This is a genomic window from Wenzhouxiangella sp. YN1 (genome assembly GCF_056324145.1).
Genome location: NZ_JBJNIO010000125.1, coordinates 79,427 through 102,660 on the forward strand (window position 1 = coordinate 79,427; position 23,234 = coordinate 102,660).

Genomic DNA, 23,234 nt, shown 5'->3' on the forward strand with positions numbered 1-23,234 from the left:
TCCGCGTCTGGGGAGCAGGTCACGGCACGCTGCCGTAAAATGCTCCTTCGGCCCGGGCCGGTTGACCGCGCCCCGGCGAGGGTGGAAACTCGTTGACAGGCGGCCGATCGCGTTCGGCTCTTTCGGTCCCTGTCCGGATCACGCCGCCGGCCGACCCGCACCGAGGCTGCCATGCCCGAGAGCACCGCAACGACCGTACGCCGCACTCTCGAGGGTGTCCTCGGAATACCCTTTTTTACCGACAACGCAGTCACCGCGCTACGGAACGGCCGCGAGATCTTTCCGGCCATGCTCGCGGCCATCGAGCAGGCCCGCGAGCGTATCGAGTTTCTGACCTTCGTCTACTGGCGCGGCGAGGTTGCCGAGCGCTTTGCCCGCGCTCTGGCCGAGCGTGCTGCGGCCGGCGTGAACGTGCGCGTGCTGCTCGACGCGGTGGGCGGGCGCACCATCGACGATGCGCTGGTCGAGCAGATGCGCAGCGCCGGCGTGATGCTGCAGTGGTTTCGCCCGCTCAAGCGCTGGAAAGTCTGGGAGATCGATAACCGCACTCACCGCAAGATTCTGGTCGTTGACGGCCGCATGGGCTTCACCGGCGGAGTGGGCATTGCCGCTGAATGGGAGGGCGATGCGCGCAACGCAAACGAGTGGCGCGACAGTCACTTCTGCATTCGCGGGCCGGCGGTGCAGGGCCTGCAAGGTGCTTTTTACGGCAACTGGACGGAAGCGGGCCGGCGTCTGGTCGAGCCCATGCACTGCATGCCCGAGCCCGAGGCCGCCGGCTCGACGGCCATTCAGGTCATCCGCGCCACCGCTGCCAGCGGCTGGTCGGATATCGCCACGCTGATCGAGCTGTTGATCAGCGCAGCTGACCAACGGCTGGTGATCGCTACCGCCTATTTCGTGCCCGACGAGGAGACCATCGCCAACCTGCGCCAGGCCGTCGGGCGCGGGGTCGAGGTCGATGTCATCATGCCCGGAGAATACACCGACGAACGTCTCTCCCAGCTGGCCGGCGAGGATGAATACCGGCCGCTGCTCGACGCCGGCATCCGGTTGTGGCGTTACCAGCGCAGCATGTACCACGCCAAGTTCATCGTCGTCGACGGCCAGGTGGCCTGCATCGGCTCGGCCAATTTCAATCAGCGCTCGCTGCGCAAGGATGAAGAGGTGGCCGCCGTAGTGCTCGATGAGAAGCTTGCCGATACGTTGATGACGCATTTTCGCGACGATCTCGAGCACTGCCAGCGCATCGACGCCGAGACCTGGCGACAGCGCGGCCTGTGGCAGCGCGGCCTCGAATGGGCGGCGCGCTGGTTCAAGCCGCAAGTCTGAGCATTGGCTGCCCGCGGGAGGCGTCCCGGCTTGCCGCCGGGTCAGTCCTTGCCGATGCCGCGCTCGCTGAGCAGATAGACGGCAAAGCTGGCCAGCCAGTGGCCGCCGGCGTAATGTTCGCCGCCAACGCCGGCCAGGCCGGCGCTGGCGTGGCGCGCGGCGGCGGCGCGCAAGCTTTCGCGGCGCGGGTCGTTGTCCGGCAGGCTGGTGGCGATGCCTTCAAGCATCCAGGCGCGCGACAGATTGAGCCCGTCGATATGCGCCAGCTTGCCGTCGGCGCGATCGGTTACCACGGCTGTCGGCAGCCAGTCGTCCCCACCGATCTGCGGCAGGAAGTCGTCGAGCCAGGCAGCGAACTCGTCCGCCGCCATCACGCGCCGCATCAAGTCCGCCTCGGCCAGGCAGGGCGAGAGGAAATCGTGGCCGGAAGGCTCGTAGTCCAGCGGGCAGTCGCGGTCGTCGGCGTAGAAGTCCATCGCCGCGCGCTCGATGATGCCCGCCAGCCTGCTGTCATCGACCTGCCGCGCGTAGTCCAGCACCAGGCCGAAGGAAAACGCTGTCTGATCGTGCTCGCCGACGCGAATGGGATAGTGCAGCTTCGGGATCCACTCGCCAAGGCGCCGCACGGCGATGGCTTCCACCGGCCGCAGCCAATCGCGCCACTGCCGGGCCTGCTTGTCGTCTTTCTCACTGCCCCATTGATCGAGCTCGGCGACAAGCTGCAGCAGCCACGCAAGTCCGTAGGGCCGCTCGAAACCGGTGCGTTCCGGATGCGCCATGTAGGCGGCCTCGGCAAGCAGCCCGTTCTCGGTCAGGTTGGCGGCCAGCTTTGCGCGCGCCGCGTCGGCAGATTCCGCGTTCGGGAAAAGCCGGCTCAAACGCACCAGCAGCCAGTGGCCGTGCACGGATGAGTGCCAGTCGAAGCAGCCGTAAAAGGCCGGCGTGAGCTCACGCGGCGGGCCGAGGTCGTCATCGCCGGCCATCTCGTGGTGAATCAGGTTGGGGTACTCCTGGTCGACGCAGTCCAGCGCCAGCGTGGCAAACCGGCCGGCCGTATCGGCATCAAGACGCGTCTGCGCAGTGCCGATACCGGGTGCTGCGATCATCACGATGACCAACAGGAACGTGGAGAAGCGGGTGAGTCCGTGCATGAAGAATCCTCAGGGTGATGCATGTTTTTTAGCTTACCGCATGGGCATGACGGTGGCTTCGCGAGGGCTCCGTCGGAGAATCTGGTGGCTTTAGCGGCAACGGGACGAAGCCGACAGGAGGGCGGCGCGGCTTCGATTGGTGGTTAGCAGGCGATGAGAAGGCTTTCGGGTTTCTGGTTTCGATCAGCGCCGGATCGCGGTCTGGAGACCGCTCCTACAGTAGGATGCGTGAAGCGCAGCGTAACGCATCAGCCCCCGATCCAGCCTCGCCCGATGCGTTACGGCCTTCGGCCTGCACACATCATACGATCCCAAGCACCTACACGGGCACCGTTCCCTCGCCGGTAGCGTGCGCAAAGCGCGTTGGGGCAATCACGAGCGCAAGCCCGAGACCTTTCCCATCGCCACTTCCGGAAACTATCCCGGGCACCACGCGACCAGCCGGGCTGTCGCGAAGCCCGCCCACCGAAGGGGCCAGCCCCCGCAGCCTCCCATCTCCTGAGATAACCGAGCGTGGGACTTTGACGTGTCGAAACCCGCACAGCAACCAGGTAACCGGGCCCATCCGGCGTCGCGGGGCACGGTGCATCAGCCCGAGGTGAAGATCAGCTTCGGCCGGTTGTAGAGCGTGCCGGCAACGGCGGCCAGAATGCCGGCCAGCGCGGCGGTCGTGCCGATGCTCAGGCCGAACCAGGCCCAGTTGACCGGCTCGCCGCGGACCAGCTCGAGAATCAGCACGTTCTGGCTGAGCAGCGGCACCAGCGTCATCCAGGTTTCCGCTCGCGTGGGATCGATCAGAATCCAGAAGCTGGGGATCATCGGCACCAGGATGACCAGGCCCATGTAGCTCTGCGCCTCGCGAAAGCTCTTGGCAAATGATGCCAGGATGGTGAGCATGGCCGCGGCGAGCAAAGCCGCGGGTGCGACCAGCACAAAGGCCAGGCCGGCGACCCGGAAGTCGAGGTTGAGGGCGACATCCATGGCGGCGACCGGCAGAAAGCCCATGGCGTAGACAAAGGCAATCAGACCCAGCGCCAGGGTGGCCAGGGCAAAGAAAGTGGTGGCGGCGAGTTTGCCGGCCATGATCTGCCAGCGCGGCAGCGGATTGATCAACAGTGGCTCGAGCGACTTGCGCTCGCGCTCGCCGGCGGTGGTGTCGATGGCCATGTGCATCGAGCCCATGAACACCGTGATCAGTATGAAATACGGCAGGAAGGCCAGCACCATGCCGCCGCGTGACTCGGGCGTGGACAGATCCTGGATCGTGACGTTGATTGGCCGGGTGATTTCCGGGTGTACGCCGCGCAGCTGCAGCCGAAGCTGGCTGATCTGCTGGCTGTAACCGTTGAGGTAGGCGCGCACCCGACTGATCGAGGCGCCGGTATAGCGCCTGGACTGGTCGGCGATGATTTCTACCGGCGCCGGCCGGCCGGCCTTCCAGGCTTCGCCGAATTCCGGACTGATGCGCAGCACGACCTCTTCCTCCTCGCGTCGGACGGCACCTTCGGGATCCTCGGGCGCGTCTTTGATCAGCACGCCCCGTCGTTCCAGAAAGCCGATCAGGTTGGGGGCGTTGTCGGCGCCGATCACGGGCAGCTCCAGCCGTGATTCCATGCGCTCGGCGGCCTGGCTGGCCATGAAGGAGATCATCACCGCGAAGATCACCGGCCCCATCAGCGGCCCGATCACCAGGGTGTTGAGAATCACCCGGCGGTCGCGGAAGTTGTCGAGAAGCTCTTTGAAGAATACGGCGTTCATGCGAGCAGGCCCTCGTCCGATCCGATGAGCTTGACGAAGGCGTCTTCCAGGTTGGCCTCGCCGGAGCGGGCCAGCAGCTGGTCGGCTGTGCCCTCGGCGGCCACCCGGCCGTCGGCGATGATGACGATGCGGTCACACAGGGCGGCGACCTCCTGCATGATGTGGGTCGACAGCACCACGCAGCAGCCCTGCTTTCTCAGCTCGCGCAGGAATTCGCGCAGCGCGCGGGTGGTCATGACGTCCAGGCCGTTGGAGGGCTCGTCGAGCAGCACGGTGCGTGGCTTGTGTATCAGCGCACGCGCGATGGCCACCTTGACGCGCTGGCCCTGCGAGAAGCCGGTGGTGCGCCGGTCGATGAACTCGCCCATGTCCAGTATCTCGATCATCTCGTCGATGCGCCGGGCGATGGCGGCCTTGTCCAGGCCATGGAGCCGGCCGTAGTAGCGGATGTTCTCGCGTGCGCTCAGGCGGTCGTAGAGCCCGCGCGAGTCGGGCACGACGCCAAGTGCGCGCTTGATCGACAGCGGTTGCACTTCAGGGTCGACGCCATCGACGCGCATCGAGCCCGAGTCCGGTCGCAGCAGCGTGTAGAGCATGCGCAGCGTCGTCGTCTTGCCGGCCCCGTTGGGGCCCAGAAGGCCGGTGATTTCGCCGTCACGCGCCGTGAAGCTGACGTCATCGACGGCCACGACCTTGCCCTTGTTGAAGGTCTTGCGGAGATTCATCGCTTCGATCATGGCGCCGGTCCGAGCAGGTCGAGAAAGAAGGGTTCGTGGCCGATCCGCTCCATGCATTCCACGTCAAGCTCGTCGACGCTGGCCGTGCGTACGAATTCAGTCGCAATCGAGCTCATGCACGGACTGGTCAGCACGATGTGGCCGCGACCAGGTGCTACCAGGTGACGGCTGTGGGAAAATTGTGCGGCCGCTTCGTCGCCGTAATCGGGCGGGGTGACGGGATCGAGTTCGCCCGAGAACAACAGCACGGGGGCATCGGCATCGAAGGGCTGGTGAAAGTCGTCCGGCACATCGCCCTGTGGCCACCAGCTGCAGACGTGCTGGTAAATCTCGGTCATGCCGTTGCCCAGCAGGGTGCCGGCCTGGTCGAGCCGATCCGGCCAGGCCGGCCAGTCCTCGCTGCAGCCCACGGCAAAGTTCAGGCCGATGGCGATCATGTCGTTCATCTGGTCGGAGACGATCATTGCCTGGCTGGCCAGCCGCTGCGGGCTGCCCGTATTGGCGGCTTCGTGGATCAGATAGGGAATCATCATCTGGCTTTCGGGACTGTAGGCCAGAAAGCGAAGCGCAGAGGCGAGCACGTCGCGGGTAAAGCGCAGATCCACGCCCTCGCCGGTGCGCGGGTGGGTGACCACCAGCTGCGGATGGTCGTGCCGGTAGCGCGTCTTGAGCTGGGCAAATGCCGCATCGAGGTCGGGGAAGGCCTGGTTGCAGGCGGTGTCCCGGCGGCACTCCCTGAACAGTTTGCCGAGTGCGCGATCGAGCATCACCGCGTGCTCGGCGCCCAGCGCCAGCCGCGTTGGCACCACGCCGTCGAGCAGCACGCTGCGCACATGCTGTGGGTAGGCGCGCAGATAGACCTGGGCCATGCGCGTGCCGTAGGAGCCGCCGATCAGGTTCATCGAGTCGATGCCGTGGGCCGCCCGGAAGGCGTCAAGATCAGCCGCGGCATGCAGCGTCGTGTAGTAGCGTACGTCGGCATCCCAGCCGTCGACGCAGTCGCGCAGTTGTTCGTTGAGATCGTCCCAGTCGGGCTCGAGCCACAGCTCGCCCTGTTGATCGAAGCGGCACTCCAGAGCGTTGGAGCCGCCGGTGCCGCGCTGGTCCAGAAAGATCAGATCGCGCTGGCGGTTGATCTCGTGCAGCGCGGCCTGCATGATCGGCAGCGCATCGCGCGCCGACTGCCCGGGGCCGCCGGCCAGAAACACCACCGGATCGGGCCGGGCACTGCTGGCGCGCGCCGGCTTGACGGCATAGGCCAGCTCGATCTGGCGGCCTTCGGGCCGGTCGGGGTTTTCGGGCACCGTCAGGCTGCCGCACAGCGCGCTGGCGCTCAGGCGCCCGCCGGCCGCCGAGAGCTCGCACTTTGACAGGCCGGCCCAGCGATCTTTGACCGCTTGGCCTTCGGCCGATGCCGGCCCCGCCGCCAGCGCCAGGGCAGCGAGGCAGAGCAGGGATCGAAATCCGGATTTGATTCTCAAGTGAATGAGCCCAAGATGTAAGTGGCCCGGCACCCGACCGGGAGCAAGCCGCTATTCTGCCTTGCCGGCCGATTGAAACCAATAGGCAGATGCATGACCTACAACAACGATATCGAGAGCCATGTCGAGAGCCACGCATGCCCTGGAAGTCCGCGACCTCAGGAAAGTCTACCGCAATGATGTCGTCGCCCTGCGCGGCGTCAACCTGACGGTCGAGGAAGGCGACTTCTTCGCCCTGCTGGGCCCCAACGGCGCCGGCAAGTCGACGCTGATCGGCATTGTCAGCTCGCTGGTCAACGCCACCTCGGGCGAGGCGAAGGTTTTCGGCATCAGCGTGCAGAAGGAACGCTCGCGCGCCATGGCGCAGATCGGCCTGGTGCCGCAGGAAATCAACTTCAATCAGTTCGAGCGTCCCATCGACATCGTCGTCAACCAGGGCGGCTATTACGGCGTGCCGCGTCAAGAGGCCCGCGAGCGCGCGGAGTACTATCTGAAGAAGCTGAGCCTGTGGGACAAGGCCTTCGGCTCTTCGCGACAGCTCTCCGGCGGCATGAAGCGGCGCCTGATGATCGCCCGCGCCATGGTCCACGAGCCGAAGCTGCTGATTCTCGACGAACCCACCGCCGGCGTCGATATCGAGATTCGCCGGTCGATGTGGCGCTTCATCTCCGAAATCAACGCCGCCGGCACCACCGTGATATTGACCACCCACTACCTGGAAGAAGCCGAGAACCTGTGCCGCAACATCGCCATCATCGATCACGGCGATATCGTCGAGGACACCTCGGTCAAGACCCTGCTGGGCAAGCTTCAGGTCGAGACCTTCGTGCTCGATCTGCGCACGCCGATCGAAACGCTGCCGCAGGCCGAGGGCATCGATATCATCCAGCGCGATGCCAGCACCCTAGAGGCCAGCATTCCCAAGTCGCGCAGCCTCAACGCCCTGTTTCGCGCGCTTGAAGAACACGGCGTGGAGGTGGTTTCCATGCGCAACAAGGCCAATCGCCTCGAGGAGCTGTTCATGCGCCTGGTGGGCATCGAAGAGGAGGCAGCATGAGCGTCGACGTTTCCGCACACAGCTACTGGATCGGGTTCAAGACCATTCTGATCAAGGAGGTCACCCGGGTTCTGCGCATCTGGCCGCAGACGCTGTTTCCGCCGGTAATCACGATGACGCTGTATTTCGTCATCTTCGGGCGCATCATCGGCAGCCGCGTCGGCGAGATGGGCGGCTTCGACTACATGGAGTTCATCATTCCAGGCCTGATCATGCTGTCGGTCATCACCAACAGCTACGGCAACGTCACCAGTTCGTTCTTCGGCGCCAAGTTCGGTCGCCACGTCGAAGAACTGCTGATCAGCCCGCTGCCGCCGTGGATCATTCTGGCCGGCTACGTGACCGGCTCGCTGTTCCGGGCAATGGTCATCGGTTTGCTGGTGTGGGGGATTGCGTCGCTGTTTTCCGGCATCTTCATGTATAACCTGGCGGTCACCGTCTCCATTCTGGTCATGACGTCGATAGTTTTTGCCCTTGCCGGCTTCATCAATGCCGTGTTCGCGCGCAGCTTCGACGACATCGCCATCGTCCCCACCTTCGTGCTGCAGCCGATGACCTACCTGGGCGGCGTGTTCTTCTCGGTTGGCCTGCTGCCGGGCGTGTGGGAACAGATCGCCATGGTCAATCCCATCCTCTACATGGTCAACGCCTTGCGCTACGGCATGCTCGGCGTCACCGATGTGTCGCTGGGCCTGGCGTATTTCATGATCGTATTGTTCGGCACTATCCTGGCCACCGTGGCGCTGGTTTTGCTCAAGCGCGGAACCGGGCTGAGAACGTGATGTTCGTTGTCGGTGACGCCAGATAACCCGGGTCGCCTGTGATGTGGATCACGCAGATATTCCTCGATTGAGTTGACGTGCGGACTCCCGATAGCGTAGCTTTCCCTGCGTACCGTGAATCGGTCCAGTCCTGATTTTCAGGATCAATGGGCAGGGGAAGCACGGTTGGTAGCCAGAACAAGCTGCGGGGGCGGTTGGATTCGGCATAGTCGAAATTCGGCCGGCAGCTTTTGTTGACCCAGAAATGCTGAGGGAGTCTGCATGAAAATCAGGTATTTGTTTGCATCGTTCCTGCTGGCGACGGCGGCCATCGTGGCCATGCCCGCGCTGGCGGCGCAGCCCCAGGGCAGCGCCAGTGAGGTCTTTGTCGACCCCGGGCTGAAGGAGCAACTGCTCAAGAGCGATTCCGTCCGCATGTTGGTTTACATGCGCGAGCGCGCTGATCTCTCGCCCGCCTTCGACATGGGCTGGGAAGAGCGCGGCCAGTTCGTATACAAGACGCTCAAGGATCTGGCTGATCGCACGCAGGCCGGTGTCAGAGCCGAACTCGACGGCCTCGGCGCTGACTATCGCCCGTTCTGGATCGACAACGTGATTGCGGTCACTAACGCCGACATGGCGATGATCAACTCCCTGGCCTCGCACCGCGAGATTCAGGCGATGGTCGTCGAGCCGGTCGCGCACATTCCCGAGCCCAGTGGCGCGTCGGTCGGCGAGGGGGCCAGCATCAACGCGGTGGCCAGCAATATCGACCACATCAAGGCGCCCGATGTCTGGGCCCAGGGCCACACCGGCCAGGGCGTGGTGGTCGGCATCATTGACTCGGGCACCCGCCACACCCACGAGGCCCTGGTCAACCAGTATCGCGGCAACCTCGGCGGCGGCACGTTCGACCACAATTACAGCTGGTTCGACGTCGGCGGCTCAACCGAGCCGCAGTGGCCGCACCCGCACGGCTCGCACGTGACCGGTACTGCAGTAGGCGACAACGGCACCACCGAGCAGATCGGCGTGGCCCCCGAAGCCGACTGGATTTCCTGCCTGGGCTGCACCAGTTCGGGCTGCCCCGGCGCCAACCTGCTGGCCTGTGGTCAGTTCATGGCCGCGCCGACCGATCTGGCCGGCGACAACCCGGACCCGAACCTGCGCGCCCACGTGGTCAACAATTCCTGGGGTGACTGTGGCACAAGCCTGGATGGCTGGTACCAGGGCACGGTCGATGCCTGGATTGCTGCCGGCGTGGTGCCCGTCGTCTCCAACGGCAACGCCAGCAACTGCGGCTACTCCTCGCCGCCGGGGCTCAACACCGTCGGCAACCCGGCGCGCTATGGATCGGTGCTGGGCATCGGCTCGAGCGGCAACAACAACGGCCTCTACGCCCCGCATTCCAACTGGGGCCCGACCGACGATCCCAACGACGGCACGGACCCGACCCTGCCCGATCCGCGCGGCTATTTCGACCTGAAGCCCAACGTGATCGCGCCGGGTGTCGATATCTGGTCGGTCGACTCCAGCAGCGATACCGGCTATACCAGCACCAACTTTTCCGGCACCTCGATGTCTGCCCCGGCGGCAACCGGCGTGATTGCGCTGATGATCAGCGCCGCGCCCAGCCTGGCAGGCGACTACGCCACCCTTGGCACCCTGCTGATGGAAACAGCGAACCCGGTTCCCTACGACACCGGCACCGGCGATGAAGGCCCGGGCCTGGTGCCCAACTACGCCACCGGCTGGGGCGAAATCGACGCCTTTGCCGCCGTTCAGGCCGCCATTGCCGCCTCCGGTGATCGCGGCACGCTGGCTGGTACCGTGACCGATGATTCCAGCGGCCTGCCGATCAAGGGCGCCACGGTCGAAGCGACCGGGCCTGACGGTGATGGCGCGGACGTCACGAATGCCAGCGGCGAATACGACTTCGGCCTGGCAGTTGGCGACTACGATGTCACCTTCACCGCCTACGGCTATCAGGCCGTCAACCAGACCGGTGTCAGCATCGCTGATGATCAGACCACCACGCTGAATGTGTCCATGGTTGCGGCCGCGACCCACGAAGTTGCCGGCCTGGTCACCGACAGCGATACCGGCTGGCCGCTGCACGCCCAGATCGACATCGCCGGCTATCCGAACAGCCCGATCTACACCGACCCGGCCGATGGCAGTTACTCGGTCACCCTGCCCGAGGGCATGACTTTCGACTTCACCGTGACCGCACTTTCGGGCGGCTACGAATTCGAAACCCGCTCCGTCGGCCCGCTGACCGCGCCTGCCACCGAGGACTTTGCCCTCGATGCCGACCTGATCGCCTGCGAGGCGCCGGGGTACGATGACTCGGCCTCCACGCTGCTCAGTGAAAGCTTCGACACCACTACGCTGCCGGCCGGCTGGAGCGTGGTTGACAACATTGGCAACGGTCAGGAGTGGGTCTTCGACGACCCCGGCAGCCGCGGCAACCTGACCGGCGGCGCGGGCCGCTTCGCCATGGTCGATTCCGATAACTACGGCTCGGGCAGCGGCCAGAACACCGAGCTGGTCACGCCCACCTTCGACCTGAGCACTGCCGCCAACGCCGAGCTCGAGTTTGCGTCCGACTACCGTCATATCGGCTCCAGTTCGGCCGCGGTCGACGTCAGCACCGACGGCGGCAGCACCTGGACGACCGAGTGGACCGTCAGCGCCAGCGATCGCGGCCCGAAAACCGCCACGGTCAGTCTGTTTGACTACGCTGGCCAGTCCAGCGTCCAGGTCCGCTTCGTCTATACCGGCAGCTATTCATGGTGGTGGCAGGTTGACGATGTCGTCATCCGTGAATTCACCACCTGCTCACCCGCGGCCGGCGAACTGCTGACCGGCGTGGTGACCGACGCCAACACCAGCCAGCCGCTCAACGGCGCGACGGTTGCGGCTGACGGCACCGGCTTCGAGGCCACCACGGGCCCCAACCCGGATCTGGGTGATGGAACCTACTACCTGTTTGTGCCTGCCGGCGCACAGGATGTCATTGCCAGCGCCGATGGCTACAGCGATGACACGCTGTCCGACACCTTTGTCGACGGCCAGGCCCGCCGCGCCGACTTCGAACTCGGCGCCGGCCGCCTCAGCGTCCTGCCGGAGTCCCTGTCGGCCGACGTTGAATTTGGCCAGACCGCGGACAAGGCGCTGATCCTGGTCAACGACGGCTCTGCGCTGGTCGACGTCAACGTCATTCCGGTCGCCGGTATCGGAGAGGACTTCGAAACCTCCTTCCCGCCCGCGGGCTGGAGCCTGGAGGAGCTTGCTGCCAGCGACTGTCAGTGGATGCGCAACGACGAGTACGGCACGCCCAACCATGCCGGCGGCGACGGCTTTGCGGCCGCTGCCGAAGCAGGCACCTGCGGAATCTTTGCCTACATGGACGTCGCCCTGGTCTCGCCGGAGTTCCCGGTGGACGCCAGCAGCGATCTGAACTTCATGCTGTCGTTCAAGACCTTCCAGACAGACCAGTTCGACGTTGATATCACCACCGACGGCGGCAACAGCTGGACCACTCTGCAGAGCTGGACCAGCGATGTCAGTCCGGATGGTCCGGGTGCGGCCCAAAGCGTTTCGCTCAGTGCCCATGCCGGCCAGACCGCGCAGATCCGCTTCCGCTACCTCAGCGACTGGGGCTACCACGCCCACGTCGACCAGGTGGAGATCACCGGCATTGCCGACTGGCTGAGCGTCAGCCCGGATACCGGCACCTTTGCCAACGGACCGATTCAGCTGCAGTACGACACGCTCAACAGCACCGTCACCTTCGACGCCGGTGCACCCTCGATTACCGAGCCGGGCACTTACACTGCGGCGCTGCTGGTCGAAAACGACGGCCCGTACGGTGACATCACCGTGCCGGTGCAGATGAACGTGCTGCCGGCCGCCAATCAAGCGCAGATCGAAGGCACCATCACCAGCTTGGGATACTGCGACAGCGAGTCGCAGCCCCTGGCCGGCGCCACCGTCGAGCTGATCGGTCAGAACAACAGCTACACTCTGACCACCGACGCCAACGGCTACTACGAAGAGTGGCTCGACCTGGCCGAATCGCCTTTGGCCATTACCGTGACCGCCCCCGATCACGTCGCCAGGACGATCTCGGGTGTGGCGCTGTCGAGCGGCAGCACCACCACGCAGGATATCGACCTGCGCCTGGAGTCCGCCTGCCCCGACGTCACGCCGGCGAGCCTGACGGCGACCCATCTGCCCGGCGAGACCAGCACCCAGACGATCAGCCTGTCGAACACCGGCGCGGTTGACCTGAACTGGACCACCGACGAGGCGCCGGGCACCAACGTGACCGCCGGTGACGGCGGCAGCTATGTGCCGGGCTCCGGCGCGTCGCTCAATGCCGACAGTGCAGTTGACCTCCAGTCGCTCTACAGCGGGGACGTGCCGAGCATCGAAGGTTTTGCCCGCGTCAACGCCATCGACTGCGACACGGCCGACTTCCTGGTCATCCACGACAGCGGCAGTATCGACAACGGCTACTCGGCCAACGCCACCAACGTAGATGTCGTCAGCTTTGTCGAATACTTCGAACCCGGCATTCATCCGGCCATGCTCGGCGAGGTCTGTGTAAGCTTCATCAGCACGAACACGGGCGTCGTGGACCAGGACTTCGACCTGATCGTGTATGACGACGACGGAACTGGCGGCACCCCCGGAACCGAGCTGGGTGCCATCAGTGCCACGGCGGAAGGCGTTCCCGGTGGCGGCCTGCCGTCAACCACGCCGTGGTTCACGGTCGACCTGAGCAGCCTGGACCTGACGATCGACTCCGGCGGTGTCTATATCGGCGTGCGCTTCGATCCGGGCCAGCCGGGTGATACGTTCATCGCTTCTGACGAAAGCTCGGCTGCACAGACCGGCTTCTGGGATGTCGGAGACGGCTGGGAAGACCTGGTTTCCGCCTACGGAGACTACTCGGCCCTGTTCATTCGCCCGCAGATGCCGCCGGCCACCAGCTGCGTCAATCCGAGCGATGTGCCGTGGCTGAGCGTCAGCCCGGCCTCGGGCATGACCGCGCCGGGCAACAGCTCCGATATCGACGTCACCGTCGATACCACCGGGCTGCTGCCGGACACCTACGAGGCTGAAGTGTGCGTACTCACCGACGACTCGCGCAGGTCGATCATCGGGGTGCCGGTCACGCTGACCGTCGAGGCCCCGGCCAGCTACGGCACGCTCACCGGCAACGTGGAGAGCCTGGGCTACTGCTCGAACGACCCGCAGCCGGCCGAAGGCGCTACCGTTGAAGTGGTCGGTCAGAACGGCACCTTCACGGCCACCACCGACGCCAACGGTGACTACACGCTGGTGTTTGACAGTGCCGAATCGCCGGTTGATGCAACCGCCAGCGCCGCCGGTCATCTCGACGGCGCCCAGACCGGCCTGGTCATCACTGCAGGTGAAACCACGACCGCGAATTTCTCGCTGGAGCTGGATGCTGCCTGTGCCACCGCAACGCCATCACCGATGATCGAGGTGCTCGATCCGGGCCAGACGGCCACCCAGACGCTGACCATCGCCAACGACGGCGCCGCCGATCTGACCTGGACGCTGGAAGAGGCTGAGTCGATGACCTTCGTCGGCGGCGTCGCCGGCAACGCCGGGCCGGGTGTGGCCATGGGCAATCCTGCCGATGCGAGCGACATGCGATCCAGCTACGGCGGAACCCTGCCGAGCATCGAAGGGTACCAGCGCATCACCGCGATCGACTGCGACAGCGCCCCCGATCTGGTCATCCACGACGATGGTTCGATCGAGAACGGCTACTCGGGTAACGCGGCCAACGTCAACGAGGTTGCTATGGTCGAATACTTCGAGCCGGCCGCCTATCCGGCCAGCCTGGGCGAGGTGTGCATTTCCTTTATCACCACCGATCCCAACGACGTCGATCTGACCTTCGAGCTGGTCGTCTTTGCCGACGACGGCACCGGCGGCGCGCCGGGCACCGAGCTGGGTGCGATCACGGCCACGGCCACCGGCATCCCCGGCGGCGGCCTGCCCACCACCGTGCCGTGGTTCACGGCCGATCTGAGCAGCCTCGACCTGGCCATCCAGTCCGGCGGGGTCTATATCGGCGTGCGCTACGCGCCGGTCGACCCGGGTATCTTCATTGCCTCCGATGAGAGTCCCGGGACGGCTCAGCAGACCGGCTACTTCCAGACCGACGGCGGCGCGTGGACGGTGCTTTCCGACGCGTCGATGTTCCCGGACTACCGGGCCCTGTTCATCCGCCCGCAGATGCCGGCCGGCGGCTGTGCGTCGCCGAGCGACGTGCCCTGGCTGAGCCTGGCGTCGACCTCCGGCACCACGCCGGCGGGCGGCAGCTCGGATGTCGACGTCACCGCCGACGCCGCCGGCCTTTCGAACGGCACCTATGAAGCCCTGCTGTGCGTCAATACCGACGATCCGCAGCAGCCGCAGATCATCGTGCCGTATTCGCTCGAGGTTGGTGATATCGGCGAGATCTTCAGGGATCGCTTCGAGCAATAGACGACGTTCTCTGGAGCGGCATCGAGAAAAGCCCGGCCACCGGCCGGGCTTTTTGATGGCAGGGTGGTGGCGTGTCTAAAACGGGTCCACTTTTGCCGCGCTGGTTCACGTTATCCGGGCAAAAGTGCTTGACTTGATCGTGGTCAAGCGCTATTTTTTTAACTTGGGGTTGCCTTGAAGCTCGAGCCGTCAGGCTTGGGAATGGGGGCAGGCAATGCACTGCTTCACGGTGAGCCTGGGGCCTGCCTGACCTTCCGAGAGGATTGACTTCAATGCAACGCATCTATCCGAGCCGCGCTTGCGCGCTTGCCGCCATTGTTTCGGCGGCGTTCCTTTCCGTAGCTGCCTGGGCCGGTGATTCCGACGGGCAAGCAGCTGCCGATGGCAGCCAGACAGTGTTTTCCGAGGTCCACGACAGCGGCGAGGCACGACCGTCTTTCGGGCTGCAGGCAGCTCAGCCTGACGCTGATGGTCGAGCCAACTTCTTTATCCGCTTTCCCGAAGCGTCGGTTGCCAGCTACCGGGGTGGCCTGGAAAATCTTCCCGCCACCAGCCCGAGCGTCACTGGCCAGAGCATTGCCGGCCACAGCTCCGCGGTGCAGAAATACGAGAGCTTTCTTGCGCAGCGACACCGCGAGTATCTCGGGCGGCTGAGCCGGGTGCTGGGGCGTGATCTGGATTCACGCTACGATTTCCGCACCGTGCTCAACGCCGTTGTGGTGCCGCTGACCGCAGACGAGGCTCGCGTGGTTGCCGGGCTGGAGTTCGTGCAGCAGGTCGAAATCGAAAAGATCGCTACCATGGACACCGATGCCGGGCCGGAACTGATTCAGGCCCCCGCTTTCTGGAATGGCCAGACGCTTACGGGCGGCGCAAATTACGGTGAAGGTGTGGTCGTCGGCATCATTGACAGCGGCCTCGACCACGATCACGCCTCGTTTGCCGAGGACGATGGTGATGGTTTTACGCACACCAATCCGCTCGGACAGTACTTTGGCGTCTGTGTCGACACGCCCGAGCTGTGCAATGCCAAGCTGATTGGCGCCTACAGTTTCCATACGACAGACACTGACCCGCAAGACCAGGACGGCCACGGCTCTCACGTGGCCTCCACCGCTGCCGGTAACCCGGTGGTGGCCGACTATGCCGGGCTGTCGGTCGACATCAGCGGCGTCGCGCCCCGGGCCAACCTGATCAACTACAAGATCTGCAGTCCCGGCTGCCCGACCACTTCGGCGGTCGCTGCCGTGGCGCAGGCAGTTGAAGACGGCGTGGATATTCTCAATTACTCGATCTCGGGATCGGACGATCCCTGGAACGACATGGTCGATCTGGCCTTCCTCGATGCCGCCGATGCCGGAATCTTCGTTGCTGCCTCGGCGGGTAACAGCGGCCCGGGGGCATCCACCGTTGCCAAGACCGGCCCGTGGAATGCTTCGGTTGCCAATTCGACGCATGACCGCATCTTCGCTCAAAGCGTATCGTTGGCAGGCGGGCCGACGGGCGTTGGCGGCGTGCCGGGCTCCGGGCCTGAACAGACGGCTGACTACGTTGGCGACCTGGTGTGGGCCGGCGATGTGAGCGGCGGCGCCAACACCAATGGCTGCGCCGCTTTTCCCGCCGCGGCGTTTGACGGTAAGGCTGCCCTGATCGAGCGTGGCGACTGCGCCTTTGCCGCGAAAGTCGACAACGCGGCTGATGCCGGAGCCGAGTTCGTCATTGTCTATAACAATGCCGGCGGCCCGCCCATCGTCATGGGCGGCCTCGAGAGCACGAGCATTTCCGCGGTCATGGTCACCGACGCCGATGGCGCCGCGATGATTGCCACCCTCGCCGGCGGAAGCGCCCAGGTGACCGTCGAGGCGGCGGTTTCGCGGATTGTGGACTCAGCCTATGCCGATGTCCTGGCAAGCGGCAGTTCCCGCGGCCCCAGCCAGCACAACCTGCTCAAGCCTGATTTCGCCGCGCCGGGTACCAGCATCCTCGCGGCCTGGTTTGACGGCAGCTACCGGGCAATCAGCGGCACGTCGATGGCCTCTCCCCATGCCGCCGGCGCAGCGGCCCTGGTTCTCGCCGACCGCCCGGATCTGACTCCGGCAGAGGTCAAGTCTGCCCTGGCGCTGACGGCTGATCCGGACATGCTCAAGGAGGACGGCTCCACGGCGGCCGACGGGTTTGATCGCGGCTCCGGCCGGATCGATCTGGCCGGCGCTGCGAAAGTCGGTTTCGTGATGGATGAAACGAAGGCCAATTACCTTGCCGCCAATCCGGACGATGGTGGTGACCCGGCAACGCTGAACCAGCCGAGCATTCAGGACTGGCGTTGCGCTGATACCTGCACCTTCGAGCGCACCATCAGGAGCGTCGCTACGGATCCGGTTGATTATCAGATCAGCGCCACGACTGGTACGGGAGTTGCGCTCACTGCGACGCCGAGTTCATTCACCCTTCCAGCCGGCGGCACGCAGACTATCGAATTCGAATTCGACGTCAGTGCAGCGACCGGGGGCGAATGGACGTTTGGCGAAATTGCCATCCAGGAGTCGGGCACGACGGTCGGCGTCAGCGACGCCCGGCTTGCCTATGCGCTGGTTCCTCAAGATCCGGCCCCGATTGCACGCCTGAGTAAAGACAGCATCGTGGTCACGCAGGAGCGTGATGAAATCACGCAAGAGCAGTTCTCGGTACATAACGCAGGCGAACTGGCTCTGGAGTGGTCAGCCACCCAGTTTGATTCGCAGCTCACCGCCACTGCCAACGGCAAGCTCTGGGGCAACGCCCGAGCCGGATCCAGCGGCAGCATCAACAACTACGTCGATCCGGCCAACGTGGGCTACTACCAGAGCGACTATTTCCTGATCCATACTCAGAGCGAAATCAAGGAAATCAGGGTTGACGGCTTCTTCCTGGGCGGCAGCCTGAGCCAGGCAACTGAACTGACCTGGGCGGTGTATGCAGATGCCAATGGCGTGCCGGCCGGCCACCCGGACCTGTCGCCTGGTGATGCCCTGTGGACGTTCTCGGCCGCGCCGGGTGCTGCCGGTGTGGATATCAGCGATGAGGCGATGAACCTGGATCTCGATGCGGCGGCTGCGCCAACGCTGGACCTGGCAGCAGGTAAATACTGGCTGGTCGCCTTCCCGAGCCTGCAGACTTTCAGCCAGCAACCAGCCTACCTTTACGCCTGGTTCAACGGCATACGCGGCGACGGCCGCGTCACCGGAATGCTCGGCGGCATGAGCAGCTGGGAGCAGTCCTCGCCCGGCCGCTCGTTCGAGCTGTATGGCTCGGTTGACTGCTCCGGCGGTGGCTACAACCCGTGGATCGACTTCAGCCCGACCAGCGGCACGCTGACTCCGGGGCAATCCGAAACCGTCAGCGTGAGCTTCTACTCGAACGGCATGCAGGAAGGCAGCTATGAATCCGCGCTGTGCGTCACCACCAATGATCCGGAGCAGCCGTTCATCCTTCTGCCCGTTGCGCTCAATGTAGTTAACCTGCCCGCGGCCTCGGTTGCACCTGGGGCCCTGGACTTCCAGCTGGAGTATGGCCAGACCGACTCGAAGGACGTGGTCATCGGCAACAGTGGGCTGGGTGAGCTGGAGTTCGAGCTTTCGGGCGCGCAAGACCAGGATCTGCCGGTACAGTGCACGCCCGCCGATACGCTGGACTGGCTCGACGTTGATCCGGCTGCCGGCGTGGTCGCTCCCGAGGGCGGCGCAACAACGGTTGCCTTCGAAGTCGATGCCGGCCAGATTCTGCCGGGCGTTTATCAAGAAACGGTCTGCTTCCAGACCAACGATGAGGCTACGCCGTATCTGGAAGTGACCATCGATCTGGAAGTGACCGGCGAGGCGCCGGACCTGATCTTCGATGATCGCTTTGAGACAGCGCCATAGATGTCCTGACCGGCATCCTGATACGCAAAAGCCCGGCTGTTTGCCGGGCTTTTGCGTTCAGGGAAGGCGGACGGCTGCCGGAGCCTTGGTTTGCGGTTTAGAGTTGAATGCCGCCGGGCCCGCCCTGACCGCCACCCTGGCCGGGCACCATGATTGACGACTGCTGTTCCTGCTGCAGGCGCTTGAGCTCGGCAATGGTGTCTTCTACGGCCTTTTCGGCCGCCTCAGGGAACTGCTTGACCGCTTCGGCGAGTGAGTCGACCTCCAGCTCGAAGGTGATCGGCAGGGCGCCGGCGGGGCTCATGACCTGAGTTTGTCCGACGTAGCGCACGGCTCTGGAATCGTCCTTGTCGCCGTTTGCCGTGACCGGCGTAAGGCGCTGAATCGAGCCCACCCGCCGGTCGCTGAAGTTCTCTTCGAGATAGAGCGACTCGCCGTCCATGGTCAGCTGCTCGCGCATGCTGTCTTCGTTCATCATTCTGCTCCTGGTTGGGGCCTTGCGTTCAAGGCCGGGCATTGTGCTTTCACATCAGTGATGTTGGGGGCGCGGGCGCCTTGATTCAAAGTACCTGCGTTTGCCAACGCCTCTTTGAAGCTCTAATGTAGGAGTCGATGAACCTCAACAGAGACGGATGGAAGCACTCCCTCGCTCGCGGTCGCTGGCTGACGGTCTTCGCCATGCTGATGCTGGCCCTGGTGGCCGTGGCTCAGAGCCCGTCGGCCCCCGAAGCCGCCGGGAACGCGCCGCTGGTATACGTGCTTGACGTCGATGGCGCCATCGGACCGGCAACCCGGGACTATGTCGTGCGCGGCATCGAAGCGGCCGAATCCAAAGGCGCGGCGCTGGTGGTTCTCCGCCTCGACACGCCGGGCGGGCTGGACGCCTCGATGCGCGACATCATCACCAGGATTCTCAACGCCCAGGTGCCGGTGGCCGGCTGGGTGGGCCCGCCGGGTGCGCGTGCCGCCAGCGCCGGCACCTATATCCTGTATGCCAGCCACATTGCGGCAATGGCCGGCTCGACCAATCTCGGGGCCGCCACCCCGGTGCAGATCGGTGGCGGTGGCGGTGGTTCCGAAGATGAAGACCAGCCGGGCGGGGCGGCCGACAGCCTGAAGGATCTGCTCACGAGTGATGAGTCGGATAGCGGCAATGCGGAAAGTGGGGGCGGCGACGATACCGACAAAGGCGACGGGCAGGGCGGCAGCGACGGTGTATCCGAAGCAGCCGAAAGCGAAGGTGAAAGCCGCCAGCCTTCGGGCGATGCGTCGATGCGCAAGGCGATCGAAGATGCCGTTGCCTATATTCGCGGCCTGGCCGAGCGCCACGGCCGCAACGCCGACTGGGCCGAGCGGGCGGTGCGCGAGTCAGTCAGTCTGACATCGAGCCGGGCCCTGGAGCTGAACGTGATCGATCTCATGGCCGACTCGATTCCCGATTTGCTTGAACAGGTTCACGGCCGCGAGATCGAGCTGGCCGCCGGCAGCGTGACCCTGAATACCGCCGACGCCGAGCTCGTGGAGCGCGAGCCGGACTGGCGCAATCGTTTTCTGAGCGTGCTCACCAACCCCACGCTGGCTTACATCCTGATGATGGTCGGCATCTACGGCCTGCTGCTGGAAGGTTACAACCCCGGCGCGCTGGTGCCGGGCGTGATTGGCGGCATCTGCCTGCTTTTGGCGCTCTACGCTTTCCAGATTCTGCCGGTCAACTACGTTGGTCTGGCGCTGATGCTGCTGGGCTTTGCCCTGATTACCGTGGAGCTGTTCGTGCCCTCGATCGGCATTCTCGGTATCGGCGGGGTGATTGCCGTGGTGGTTGGCTCGATCATTCTGATGGATACCGAGGTGCCCGGCATGGGAATCAACACCGGCCTGATCGCGGCAATGGGCCTGGTCTCGGCGCTGGTTTTTCTGATCATCGTCTATCTGGCGGCCAAGTCCTTCCGTCAGCCGCGAGTCATCGGTCGTGAAACGCTCGCCGGCCGGCCCGCGGAGGCGATCAGCGATTTCAGCGACGGGCGCGGTCGCGTCCATCTGCAGGGAGAAGACTGGAGCGCCGCTTCTGACCATTCGATCGCGCGGGGGCAAACCGTCGAGGTCGTCGAAGTCGACGGCCTGGTGCTCAAGGTTCGCCCGCACGCGTCATCTTCCCGAGGAGGAACATCATGAATCTCGATTACCTGACTTTTCTGGGCACCGGCCTGGTTCTGCTGGTTCTTCTGATTGCCAATACCATCAAGATCCTGCGCGAGTACGAGCGCGGCGTCATTTTCACGCTCGGGCGGTTCCAGCTGGTCAAGGGCCCGGGACTGATCATCGTCATTCCCGTCATCCAGCAGATCGTGCGCGTGGATCTGCGCACCGTGGTCCTGGACGTGCCCACGCAGGACGTGATTTCGTTCGACAACGTGTCGGTCAAGGTCAACGCGGTGATCTACTATCGGGTCATCGATCCGGAAAAGGCGATCATCAACGTCGAGCACTTCAAGGACGCCACCAGTCAGCTGGCCCAGACCACCCTGCGATCTGTGCTGGGCAAGCACGAGCTCGACGAGATGTTGGCCGAGCGCGACAAGCTCAACGCCGACATCCAGGCCATTCTCGATCGCCAGACCGACGGCTGGGGCATCAAGGTCTCGAACGTCGAGATCAAGCACGTCGACCTGGATGAATCCATGATCCGTGCGATTGCCAAGCAGGCCGAGGCCGAGCGCCAGCGACGTGCCAAGGTGATTCACGCCCAGGGTGAACAGCAGGCTTCCGAAAAGCTGGTCGAGGCCGCCGTCAAGCTGGCCGAGTCGTCGGGCGCGATGCAGCTGCGCTACATGCAGACCCTGACCGAAATCGGCGCCGAACAGAACACCACCGTGGTGTTCCCGCTGCCCATGGACTTCATTGCCGCATTCATGGAAGGCAACACCAGCGCCGGCCGCGCCGACAACACGGGGCAGGAGCGGCCCTGAGTGTCGCTGGCCCGGCCCGCGTTCAGTCGTCCCACTCGGGCGACAGGTCGTCGGGCTTGCAGAGCCGGCGTTTCTTTTCGAGCCCGGCGATCCGCTGGCGGTCGTCGGTGTCGAGCTGAAAGTCGAAAATATCGATGTTGGCGGCGGCGTGGTGCGGGTTCGAGGTCGACGGGATGGCGGCGACGCGATCCTGCTCGACCAGCCAGCGAAGCGCGACCTGAGCGGCGGTCTTGCCGTACTGCTCGCCGATATCCCACAGCACCGGGTCGTTGACCGTGCGTGCCTTGGCCAGCGGCATGTAGGCCGTCAGCAGCAGATTGTTGTGCGCCAGCACGCGGCGCAGCTTGTCCTGGCCGAGATAGACGTGATACTCGACCTGGTTGGTCGCCAGTATGCCCTCGCCGCAGAAGGCGGCGGCTTGTTCGGTCTGGTCGATGGTGAAGTTGCTCAGCCCGATATGCCGGGTCAGGCCGTCGCGGCGAGCGCGCATCAGGGCCTCGAGCGTGGGATTCATGCCGTGGCCGCCAAACACCGGCCAGTGCAACAGCAGCAGGTCGACGTAATCGGTCTGCAGGCGCTCGAGGCTGCCTCGAACCGAGTCAATCAGGGCCTGTGGTTCAAAGCGATCAACCCAGACCTTGGTGGTAATGAACAGATCCTCGCGGGCAATGCCGCCGGCCGCGACCGCGCGGCCGACCGCCGCCTCGTTGCGATAGATCTGCGCGGTATCGATATGCCGATATCCCAGCTCCAGGGCACGCGGCAGAATGTCCTCGACCACGGCTTCTTCCAGTTCAAAGGTGCCGAAGCCCAGGGCCGGCATGTTGACGCCGTTGGCCGCAATGATGGGCACATCGCTCATGGCCTGTCCCTCTCGCCGAGATATTGATCTTTCAACCGCACATAGTGCGCGGCCGAATAGCGCAGCATTTCAAGCTCCTGATCGGTGAGCTCGCGCACCGGCCTTGCCGGCTGGCCGCGGTAGAGCCAGCCCGACTCCAGATGTTTGCCCGGGCTGACCAGACTGCCGGCGGCGAGCATGACGTCAGCGCCGATTTCAGCGCCGTCGAGCACCAGCGCGCCCATGCCGATCAGGCAGCGGTTGCCGATGGTGCAGGCATGCAGGATGGCGCCGTGGCCTACGGTGATGTCGGCGCCCAGAATCAGCGGTATGCCGCCCGGGGTGTACGGCCCGTCATGGGTCACATGGCAGATGGCGCCGTCCTGAATGTTGCTGCGCTCACCGACGCGTATGAAGTTGACATCACCGCGCAGCACCGCCCCGGGCCAGATGGAGGCGTCGTCGGCCAGCTCGACCTGCCCGATCACGCAGGCGGCCGGATCGACCAGAACGCGCTCTCCCAGGCGTGGTTCGATGTTCTGCCAGCTTCGAATGGGCGCGCTCACCGCGTCATGCCCCGGCTCTTATACACATGATGGTGCCGCCGCACAAGAAACAGCACCTTAGCGCCCCTGAGTTTCCCTTTACTCTCTGTTTCCAACACATCTTGTTGATTTTACTCACTTTATTGTTATGGCGAGAAGTTGTCCAATCTGC

At 64.5% G+C, this 23,234-nt stretch carries 14 protein-coding genes; 7 read left to right on the plus strand and 7 right to left on the minus strand.

Going from position 1 to position 23,234, the window contains the following annotated elements; all coding sequences use genetic code 11:
• Nucleotides 1-171 precede the first annotated feature (171 nt).
• Nucleotides 172-1,332: a phospholipase D-like domain-containing protein gene (locus ACEWQZ_RS05130; protein WP_476481995.1), complete on the plus strand. Its 1,161-nt coding sequence runs from the start codon at nucleotides 172-174 to the stop codon at nucleotides 1,330-1,332.
• A gap of 41 nt (nucleotides 1,333-1,373) precedes the next feature.
• On the opposite strand, the gene ACEWQZ_RS05135 is transcribed toward ACEWQZ_RS05130, so the two are convergent.
• From ACEWQZ_RS05135 to ACEWQZ_RS05150, 4 genes are all read right to left on the minus strand, one after another.
• A complete protein-coding gene (locus tag ACEWQZ_RS05135) occupies nucleotides 1,374-2,483 on the minus strand; it encodes a DUF2891 domain-containing protein (protein ID WP_476481996.1) in 1,110 nt (369 codons plus the stop codon).
• A 588-nt stretch (nucleotides 2,484-3,071) separates the two neighbouring features.
• Nucleotides 3,072-4,241 carry an ABC transporter permease gene (locus tag ACEWQZ_RS05140; protein ID WP_476481997.1) on the minus strand — a complete coding sequence of 390 codons (1,170 nt, stop codon included), beginning with the start codon at nucleotides 4,239-4,241 and terminating at the stop codon, nucleotides 3,072-3,074.
• A complete protein-coding gene (locus ACEWQZ_RS05145) occupies nucleotides 4,238-4,978 on the minus strand; it encodes an ABC transporter ATP-binding protein (protein ID WP_476481998.1) in 741 nt (246 codons plus the stop codon). Before ACEWQZ_RS05145 ends, ACEWQZ_RS05140 begins: the two co-directional genes overlap by 4 nt.
• Nucleotides 4,975-6,459 carry an alpha/beta fold hydrolase gene (locus ACEWQZ_RS05150; RefSeq protein ID WP_476481999.1) on the minus strand — a complete coding sequence of 495 codons (1,485 nt, stop codon included), beginning with the start codon at nucleotides 6,457-6,459 and terminating at the stop codon, nucleotides 4,975-4,977. The genes ACEWQZ_RS05145 and ACEWQZ_RS05150 overlap by 4 nt, the downstream gene beginning before the upstream one ends.
• A 121-nt stretch (nucleotides 6,460-6,580) precedes the next feature.
• On the opposite strand from ACEWQZ_RS05150, the gene ACEWQZ_RS05155 reads away from it, so the two are divergent.
• From ACEWQZ_RS05155 to ACEWQZ_RS05170, 4 genes are all read left to right on the plus strand, one after another.
• Complete coding sequence (locus ACEWQZ_RS05155) at nucleotides 6,581-7,516, plus strand: ABC transporter ATP-binding protein (RefSeq protein WP_476482000.1); 936 nt, start codon at nucleotides 6,581-6,583, stop codon at nucleotides 7,514-7,516.
• Nucleotides 7,513-8,298, plus strand: a complete 786-nt coding sequence (locus ACEWQZ_RS05160) for an ABC transporter permease (protein ID WP_476482001.1) — start codon at nucleotides 7,513-7,515, stop codon at nucleotides 8,296-8,298. Before ACEWQZ_RS05155 ends, ACEWQZ_RS05160 begins: the two co-directional genes overlap by 4 nt.
• A 261-nt stretch (nucleotides 8,299-8,559) precedes the next feature.
• The gene (locus ACEWQZ_RS05165; RefSeq protein ID WP_476482002.1) at nucleotides 8,560-14,811 is read left to right on the plus strand and encodes a carboxypeptidase regulatory-like domain-containing protein; all 6,252 of its coding nucleotides are present in this window, start codon (nucleotides 8,560-8,562) and stop codon (nucleotides 14,809-14,811) included.
• A 272-nt stretch (nucleotides 14,812-15,083) separates the two neighbouring features.
• The gene (locus ACEWQZ_RS05170) at nucleotides 15,084-18,710 is read left to right on the plus strand and encodes a S8 family serine peptidase (protein WP_476482003.1); all 3,627 of its coding nucleotides are present in this window, start codon (nucleotides 15,084-15,086) and stop codon (nucleotides 18,708-18,710) included.
• 97 nt (nucleotides 18,711-18,807) lie between these two features.
• Here ACEWQZ_RS05170 and ACEWQZ_RS05175 read toward each other — a convergent pair whose 3' ends face one another.
• Nucleotides 18,808-19,185 (minus strand): hypothetical protein, encoded by a 378-nt coding sequence (locus ACEWQZ_RS05175; RefSeq protein ID WP_476482004.1) that lies wholly within the window; start codon nucleotides 19,183-19,185, stop codon nucleotides 18,808-18,810.
• A 137-nt stretch (nucleotides 19,186-19,322) separates the two neighbouring features.
• Here ACEWQZ_RS05175 and ACEWQZ_RS05180 point away from each other — a divergent pair, with 137 nt between their 5' ends.
• Both ACEWQZ_RS05180 and ACEWQZ_RS05185 read left to right on the plus strand, forming a co-directional pair.
• Nucleotides 19,323-20,882, plus strand: a complete 1,560-nt coding sequence (locus tag ACEWQZ_RS05180; RefSeq protein WP_476482005.1) for an NfeD family protein — start codon at nucleotides 19,323-19,325, stop codon at nucleotides 20,880-20,882.
• Complete coding sequence (locus ACEWQZ_RS05185; RefSeq protein ID WP_476482006.1) at nucleotides 20,879-21,676, plus strand: slipin family protein; 798 nt, start codon at nucleotides 20,879-20,881, stop codon at nucleotides 21,674-21,676. Before ACEWQZ_RS05180 ends, ACEWQZ_RS05185 begins: the two co-directional genes overlap by 4 nt.
• Nucleotides 21,677-21,698: 22 nt before the next feature.
• Here ACEWQZ_RS05185 and ACEWQZ_RS05190 read toward each other — a convergent pair whose 3' ends face one another.
• Both ACEWQZ_RS05190 and ACEWQZ_RS05195 read right to left on the minus strand, forming a co-directional pair.
• On the minus strand, nucleotides 21,699-22,538 hold the full coding sequence (locus ACEWQZ_RS05190; RefSeq protein WP_476482007.1) for an aldo/keto reductase: 840 nt from the start codon (nucleotides 22,536-22,538) through the stop codon (nucleotides 21,699-21,701).
• Complete coding sequence (locus ACEWQZ_RS05195) at nucleotides 22,535-23,083, minus strand: gamma carbonic anhydrase family protein (protein ID WP_476482008.1); 549 nt, start codon at nucleotides 23,081-23,083, stop codon at nucleotides 22,535-22,537. The genes ACEWQZ_RS05190 and ACEWQZ_RS05195 overlap by 4 nt, the downstream gene beginning before the upstream one ends.
• Nucleotides 23,084-23,234: the final 151 nt, after the last annotated feature.